At 76.7% G+C, this 4,245-nt stretch carries 5 protein-coding genes; 4 read left to right on the top strand and 1 reads right to left on the bottom strand.

The window, feature by feature from the left end:
* Positions 1 to 957 (bottom strand): NlpC/P60 family protein (locus VG276_18700; protein ID HEV8651364.1); only part of this gene is annotated, 957 nt, incomplete at its 3' end.
* Between the two features lie 157 nt (positions 958 to 1,114).
* Here VG276_18700 and VG276_18705 point away from each other — a divergent pair.
* From VG276_18705 to VG276_18720, 4 genes are all read left to right on the top strand, one after another.
* On the top strand, positions 1,115 to 2,350 hold the full coding sequence (locus VG276_18705) for a zinc ribbon domain-containing protein (GenBank protein ID HEV8651365.1): 1,236 nt from the start codon (positions 1,115 to 1,117) through the stop codon (positions 2,348 to 2,350).
* Between the two features lie 108 nt (positions 2,351 to 2,458).
* Complete coding sequence (locus VG276_18710) at positions 2,459 to 2,857, top strand: hypothetical protein (protein ID HEV8651366.1); 399 nt, start codon at positions 2,459 to 2,461, stop codon at positions 2,855 to 2,857.
* Positions 2,854 to 3,138 (top strand): hypothetical protein, encoded by a 285-nt coding sequence (locus VG276_18715; protein HEV8651367.1) that lies wholly within the window; start codon positions 2,854 to 2,856, stop codon positions 3,136 to 3,138. The genes VG276_18710 and VG276_18715 overlap by 4 nt, the downstream gene beginning before the upstream one ends.
* Before the next feature lie 157 nt (positions 3,139 to 3,295).
* Entirely contained in the window at positions 3,296 to 4,216 is a 921-nt protein-coding gene (locus VG276_18720) for a hypothetical protein (GenBank protein HEV8651368.1), read from the top strand.
* Positions 4,217 to 4,245: the final 29 nt, after the last annotated feature.

Genomic DNA, 4,245 nt, shown 5'->3' on the forward strand with positions numbered 1-4,245 from the left:
GTCGACGTGGGCGCCCGCCGACCACTGCTGGCGCGAGGTGCGTGGCAGCGGGGTGCCGGCCCGGCCCCAGGCCCAGCCGACGAGCCCGGAGCAGTCGAACGCGTCAGGGCCGGTCGCGCCCCACCGGTACGGCTTGCCGACCTGGGCGAGCGCGGCCTCGACGGCGGTTGCGGCCGCGGCCGTGGGGGGTGGGGCAGTCGCGAAGCCGTCCAGGCCCAGGGCGCGGGCTCTGGCCGCGGCCGTGGCCAGGACGGCCCGCCTGGCCGCCTCCTCGCGCGCGCGCGCCTCGGCGACCAGCCGCCGCACGTGGCGCTCGGCGCCGGCCAGCAGCTCGCGCTGGAGGGCGAGCCGGCGCTCGATGCCCGAGCGCTGGGCGGCGAGCCGGCGGCGCACCGCGAGGACCTCGGCCTGGGTCGACTGCAGCTCGGCGACCAGGGCCGTCACCCGGTCGGTGCGCTGGCGCACCTGGGCGACGGCGTGCCGGCCGGCGTCCAGCGAGCGGTCCACCGCCCGCCTGGCCACCGCCAGCTCGTGGCCGTCCTGGACCACCAGCAGCAGCTCGAACGGGGCCATGGGCCCGTTGATGTAGAGCGAGCGCACCTGGTCGTCGAAGCTCGCGCGGGCCGCCTCGAGCTCCAGCTCGCCCTCGGCCAGCTCGCGCTGGTGGGCGACGGAGGCCCGGATCACCGCGTCGAGCCGCTCGGCGTTGGCGGCGTGCGCCTCGGCCAGGATCTCGACCTCGGTGTGGAGCCGGTCGATCCGCCGCTGGATGCGCGTTGCCTCCGCCCGGGCCCGGTCGACCCGGCGCTGGATGGGCGTGGCCCCCGCCGGGGTCCGGTCGATCCGCCCGACCTCCGGGGACGGGCCGGGGGTGGCCCGCGCCGCCGGCGCGACCAGCAACCCGGCGAGCAGGACCGCGACCGCGGCGCGACACAAACGGGAGTGGGGGACCGGCACAGGTGACCTCCACGGACAGGTGCTGCACGCGTTGTCGGCGCCCGGGCCGGGCCGCTTGACCCGCCCTCCCGGCGCACCCGGCCCACACAGGCCGCCCGGCGGCTATGCTTGAGAGGCGGCGCCGACCATCGCCGCACCGACTTGCGGGAGCGACACCATGAACTGCCCCTCCTGTCGCCGACCGACCCCGGCCGGCAGCCGCTTCTGCAGCTCGTGCGGGGCCGAGCTGAGCCCGTCGGGCGCCCAGGCCACGACCTCTACCGTCACCGCGCCCGGGCGGCCCACCGAGGCCCCCTGGCACCCGGCCATGGCCGGGTGGGCGCCGGCGCCGGTGCCGCCACCCGCCCGCCGCCGTTTCGGGCCCGGCCTGCTCGCCGCGCTCATGGGCGTGCTGCTGCTGTTCGGCGGGGTCGGCCTGTTCGCGGCCCGCACCGTCACGGCTCGGGCGGGCGCCGGCTCGCCCGAGGCGGCCGCCTCGGGCCTGCTCACCGCCCTCGACCGGCAGGACCTCGACCGGGCCGCGGGCTACCTCGACGGCGAGGAGCGCCAGCTCGTGGACCTGTACGGGGAACGGCTGGCCAGAGCGGCGGCCAAGCGGCAGGGAGGCGCCGGGTCCGCCTCCGGGGGCCAGCTTGGCCTGGCCGACCTGACAGCCCGCGACCTGCGCTTCCGGCAGGTCGCGGGCGCCGGCGGCGTGGCCGTGCTGGAGCTGGCCGGCGGCACGATCGGGGTGACGCAGCCCGGCGGCGTCAAGCTCGAGCTGCCGGTCGAGGAGGCCAGGCGCCGCCTGGCCGAGCAGTCCAAGGGCGGGCTGGCGTTCCCCCGGCTGGTCACGCTGCGATCCGATGGCCGCTGGTACGTGTCCCTGCTGGCCTCGGCGGCGGAGTGGGCCCGGCTCTCGAGCAAGGCCGGGACGGTCGACTACGCCGGGTTGGCTGGCTCTCCCGGCGGCCAGGGTGCCCCGTCGCCCGAGGCGGCCGTGCGCGGGCTGGCCGACACGCTCGGTGCAGGCACCCTCGCCGCGGTCTGGGAGCGCCTGCTGCCCGAGGAGCGCCGGGTCGTCGAGGCGTACTCGCAGCCGCTGCTGGCCCGGGCTGGGCTGTCCAGCCCTGACGCCCTGCTCGGCGGGCGGCCCGGCAGCAAGGTCCGCATCCAGGGCCTCACCCTGCGGAGCGAGGCGGTCGCCGACGGCGTCACCAAGGTCCACCTGACCGGCGGCACGGTGGTCGCGAGCGGCTCGCCGGGGAAGAAGGCCACCCCGCTCAGCCGGCCCGGGTCACGCGAGCCCGTCCCGGCCGTGGTCGCCCTGCGCCGCGACGGCGCCTGGTACCCGTCCCTGCTGTTCAGCGCCGTGGACGCCATGCTGGCCGAGGCCGAGCGGGCGCATCCCTGACCGGCGGGCGGCCGGCCACGGACGCCGGCCTGCACCGCTGCCGCGCAGCGCTGGTTTCCCGATAGACTCGGGTCGACACCCAACGCCGTCCCTGACGGGAGCGCAGCCGTGGCAAAGATCCTGCTCGTCGCCTCCGAGGAGTCCTTCCGGGACCGGTTGCGGCTCGCGCTGGAGCGCCTCGAGGTGGACGGGGACGAGACCGAGTTCCTCGAGGCGGCCGACGGTAATGACGCGATCGCCATCGCCGAGGCGGAGTTCCCCGACCTCGTGGTCGTCGAGGTCGGGGTGTCGCCCTATGGCGCCTTCGGCCTGACCAGGGACCTCAAGGCCGAGCCCGACCTGGCCTGTCCGGTGATCCTCATCCTCGAGCGCATGCAGGACGAGTGGCTGGGCCGCTGGTGCGGCGCGGACGCCCTGGTCAACCGGCCCGTGGACCCCTTTGCGCTGGCCGAGGCGGCCCGCCGCCTGCTGGAAGAGGACGCCAACGTGGAGGGGGCCGCGTCTTGAGCATCGCCGCCCACTGCGCCTCCTGCGGTCGGGAGCTGCTGCTCGACCAGCTCACCGAGCCCGCTGACGGCTTCCGCTGCCCCTTCTGCGGGTTCGCGTTCGCCCCCTCGTACGCCACCGTCGCGCCCGCCATCGCCGCCCGGGCTCTGGCCGCCCGCCAGGCGCTCGTGGGCGCGCTCACCGAGCTGCAGTCGATGACCGGCGACCGGCTCCGGCTCGACCGGGCCAGCGTCCTCGGGCCGGTGACCAACGCGCTGCCCGGGGACCGCCAACCGGCCTGACGGTCGCTTCACGCGGTTCACCCCCAAATGCGTCGAACCGGTCGCAAATGGGGGATAGCGCCGTCCTTTGCGGGATAGTAGCGTTGCGTGGGCAACGGCTCCGTGTCGGATCGAGGGCTGGTCCAAGCGCGGTTCAGCGTGAGAGGGAGACCTTTCGATGGCGAGCGAGGACCGCAGCCGGGTCGCGCACGGCTCGGGCTACCCTGCGATGGCGGGCGGTAGCTCCCGATCGTCCGGCGACCGGGAGCGGGCCGCCGGTCTCTCGCCCGCCCGCGACGCCGGTCTCGCGCCCGCCCGCGACGCTCACCTTTCGTCCGCGCGCGGCGCCTCTCTCTCGTCCGCCCGCGACGCCGACCAACTGGACGGGCCCGCCGCGCCACTCCCGCGACATCTGGCCGTCACCCGGCGGGCGCCCAGGCCCACCCAGGTACGGTCGGTGGTCTTCGCCGGGCTGCTGCTGGTGGCCGTGGTGGCGCTCGGCGTCACTGCCGTCTTCCAGGCGGTCCAGCGGTCGGGCGTGCCTGGGCTGCGCAAGGCCCCGGCCGCTGCCGCGCCGTCCCAGACCACGGTGGCCAGCACGAGCGGAGGGCTGCCGAGCACGCTGGGGCTGCGGGCCCAGCCGCCGGTGGCCGGGCAGCCGCTGGTCCGCGACGGCGGCTTCGAGACCGGCCAGGGCCGCATGCGGGACCGGCCGGGCACCCGGTGCCAGCGCGTGCACGGCGGCGCCAGCGGCCAGTGGGCGTTGCTGCTGCGGGCCACCGGCGGGGGGCCGGGTCCGCCCGGGATGTGGCTGGACCTTGCCCACGCGCCCGCGCTCGGCAGCCGCTGGAGGGCCACGGTCATGGTGCGCGGCCGTCCGGGGCTGGCCGCCGAGGTCCGGTTGTACGAGCGCAAGGACGGCCGGGTGATCGTCAACCGTACCGAGTACCTGCTCCGGGACTCGGACTGGCACAGGATCGCCGTGGAGCGCGCGGTCGAGCGCCCCGGCTCGGTGCTCGGCGTCGACGTGAGGGTGCGCGGCCTCCGCTCGGGGCAGGCCATCGCCGTCGACGACCTGTGGGCCACGCGGCTCGCGTGAAGCGAGAAGGGGTGACTCCGCGGATCCCC

This window comes from Actinomycetes bacterium, from assembly GCA_036000965.1.
Taxonomy (GTDB): domain Bacteria; phylum Actinomycetota; class CALGFH01; order CALGFH01; family CALGFH01; genus DASYUT01.